The organism is Gemmata sp. (assembly GCF_051859125.1).
Classification (GTDB): Bacteria; Planctomycetota; Planctomycetia; order Gemmatales; family Gemmataceae; genus Gemmata.
The window spans coordinates 1-2,590 of record NZ_JBHYGG010000219.1 but is presented as its reverse complement, the minus strand read 5'-3'; the positions used below and the strand labels follow the sequence as shown (position 1 = coordinate 2,590).

Below are 2,590 nucleotides of genomic sequence, written 5' to 3'. Positions count from 1 at the left end.
GAGCGCCAGCGAGGGGGTGAGGCGCACCCCCTCGCTGGCGCTCAGGGTTCGCCCCGGCCCAGCAGTCACACATGGTGAACCCGATCGCACCCGTCACTGCTTCGGGCCGGGCGGCCCCCAGCTTCTTCTCCCACTCGCGGGTCTGCTTCGCCACGTCGCCGAACTGCCCAGGTCGGCCGGCCGGTGGGTGCTCAGAGCGGGCGCTCCATCCGGAAGTTGGTGAGCGCGACGCCGCGCACCACGACCCGCTGCTCGGCCAGGACGACGAACCCGTGGCGCTCGAAGAACGGGCGGGCGGTGACGCTGACCTCCGCGAACAGGCGGCGCGCCCCGATCCGCTCGGCCTCCGAGCGGACCGCCGCCATCATCGCCGTGCCGACCCCGCGGCCCTGGAAGTCGGCGTGGGTGAAGAACCGGTCGACGTGCCCGTCCTGCTCCAGGTCGGCGAACCCGGCGACCCGACCCTCGCACTCCGCCACGACCGCGTACCGGTCCGCCAGCGTCGCCCACCGGGCGGCGTTCATCTCCCCCGGTGCCCACGCCCGGAGCTGCTCGGGCGTGTAGTCCCGGCTGTTGACCCGGTGGACCGTGCCGTGGAACAGGTCGAAGAGCGCGGGGACGTCGTCGGTGCGGAACCGCCGGACGGTGATCGGAGAACCCATCGGGCGCGCCTCCATCAAGAACAGTTACGGGCGGTGGCCCACCGACGGGCCCCCACTGATCGCCGCCGTCCGGGCGGCCGTGGGCCGGGAGACGCAACACCGGGCGGACGCGGCCCCAACTACGTGGCCCGTTGCACCCCCCGGGAGGTTCGTTCAATTCGGTTGCAAGACGCAACCGAAACCCCAGTATACCCTGTCAGTTGCAAACCGCAACTATACCCCACAGGAGGCGACCGTGACCACACTCGACAAGGTACTTTACACGGCCAGGACCCACACCACCGGGGGGCGGGACGGCGCGTCCCGCACCTCCGACGGCCGGCTCGACGTCAAACTCTCGTCCCCGGGCACCTCGGGGACCGGGACCAACCCGGAGCAGCTCTTCGCCGCCGGCTGGTCGGCGTGCTTCATCGGCGCGATGGGGGTCGCGGCCGCCCAGAAGAAGGTTCCCCTCCCCGCCGACCGGGCGGTCGATGCCGAGGTGGACCTCGGGACCAACGCCGGCGGGTACGTGCTCCGCGCCCGGCTGAACGTCAGCCTGCCGGGGCTGGACCCGGCCGTCGCCCGCGAGATCGTGGACGCCGCCCACCAGATCTGCCCTTACTCGAAGGCCACCCGCGGCAACATCGACGTCGAGATCAACCTCGTTTAATCCGAACCGTCCGGACCCACCTGCCGCGCCGTGCGGGCGGGCCACCGCTCGGGTAAACGAGCCCTCACTTCAACAGGGGATGTCGCGAGCACCGAACGCGGGTCGCCGTCGTCAGTGATGCGCGCGCACGGGGAATGCGAACAACCGTCGCGCCGGTCGGCACCCGAGTTGCTCGAGTACCGAATGGCTCCCGCAGGAGGCATTATGTGGCGGGGTACGGTGAAGGTGGCACTGGCGTCGGCGCTGTACTTCGCGGCCCACAGCGCGCTCGCGAACGACTGGACCAAGGGGCAGGCGGCGCACCTGCTCGGCCAGCGGACCGCGGACGCATGGTACCGCCCGTTCTACCTGGTTCAGGGGCTCCTGTTCCTCGGGTTGCTGGCCCTGTACATCCGCAGGCAGCCGGGACGCGACCTCTACGACCTCGGGGGCGGTTGGCGGTGGGCGACGCGGGCGGGGCAAGTGGTCGGCGTACTCCTTCTCGCGTGGGCGGCTCTTTCCGTCGGGTTCCCCCACCTGACCGGGGCCGAGCAACTCGCCGCGTGGTGGCACGACGGGGAGGTGCCGCGGATGCCCGACGGACAGGAACCGTCGCCCGCCGGGGACGGGACGATGCGGACCACCGGCCCACTCGGGTACACCCGGCACCCGCTCAACTGGTCCCTGCTGCTGGTGTTCTGGCTGCACCCGCGGATGACCACCCGGCTGCTCGCGTTCAACCTGGTGATGACGGCGTACCTGTTCCTCGGGTCGCTGCACGCCGAGGCCCACATGCTGCGGTTCTACGGCGACGCGTACCGCGGGTACCAGGAGCGGGTGCCGTTCTTCGCCCCGGGCCCGTGACATGCACCTGGTCCACATCCTGCTCCCGCTCAGCGACAACGCCGGGAAGCCCCTCGGGCGGACCCTGTTCCGCACCGTCGCGGACGAGTTGACGGAGAAGTTCGGCGGGATGACCGCGCACACCCGCGCCCCGGCCGAAGGGCTGTGGAAGGAGGGAGCGGGCGGGGCGAGCAAGGACGAGATCGTCATCTACGAGGTGATGGCGGAGGGTCTGGACGAGGCGTGGTGGGCCAAGTACCGGAAGAAGTTGGAGCGGCGGTTCAAGCAGGAGCGGGTGATCGTGCGGGCGCAGGAGACCCGGTTGCTGTGACGGTTCGTTCGGCCTCGTGCTATAATGCCGTGCGGGGGTGGAGTAGATAGTCAACTCGCCGGGCTAATCCCAATGCCCTTCAGTTAAGCGGAAAGCCGGTGCCTCCTTGGTATTGTGGGGTTG

The 2,590-nt window shown here is 70.2% G+C and carries 4 protein-coding genes; 3 read left to right on the top strand and 1 reads right to left on the bottom strand.

The window, feature by feature from the left end:
• Positions 1–191: 191 nt before the first annotated feature.
• On the bottom strand, positions 192–662 hold the full coding sequence (locus ACTIGN_RS17895; protein WP_439626260.1) for a GNAT family N-acetyltransferase: 471 nt from the start codon (positions 660–662) through the stop codon (positions 192–194).
• Positions 663–897: 235 nt separating this feature from the next.
• Between ACTIGN_RS17895 and ACTIGN_RS17890 the strand changes: the two genes are divergently transcribed.
• The 3 genes from ACTIGN_RS17890 to ACTIGN_RS17880 all read left to right on the top strand — a co-directional run bounded on the left by ACTIGN_RS17890 (position 898) and on the right by ACTIGN_RS17880 (position 2,467).
• Positions 898–1,314, top strand: a complete 417-nt coding sequence (locus ACTIGN_RS17890; protein ID WP_439626258.1) for an organic hydroperoxide resistance protein — start codon at positions 898–900, stop codon at positions 1,312–1,314.
• A gap of 204 nt (positions 1,315–1,518) precedes the next feature.
• Positions 1,519–2,157: a methyltransferase family protein gene (locus ACTIGN_RS17885; protein WP_439626256.1), complete on the top strand. Its 639-nt coding sequence runs from the start codon at positions 1,519–1,521 to the stop codon at positions 2,155–2,157.
• A 1-nt stretch (position 2,158) separates the two neighbouring features.
• Positions 2,159–2,467, top strand: coding sequence for a hypothetical protein (locus ACTIGN_RS17880; RefSeq protein ID WP_439626255.1), 309 nt, complete (start codon positions 2,159–2,161; stop codon positions 2,465–2,467).
• Positions 2,468–2,590 lie beyond the last annotated feature (123 nt).

What these genes read in the sequence shown, in the direction of transcription:
- ACTIGN_RS17895 (WP_439626260.1), bottom strand. Translation starts at nt 662, where the DNA reads ATGGGTTCTCCGATCACCGTCCGGCGGTTCCGCACCGACGACGTCCCC.
- ACTIGN_RS17880 (WP_439626255.1), top strand. Translation starts at nt 2,159, where the DNA reads ATGCACCTGGTCCACATCCTGCTCCCGCTCAGCGACAACGCCGGGAAG.
- ACTIGN_RS17885 (WP_439626256.1), top strand. Translation starts at nt 1,519, where the DNA reads ATGTGGCGGGGTACGGTGAAGGTGGCACTGGCGTCGGCGCTGTACTTC.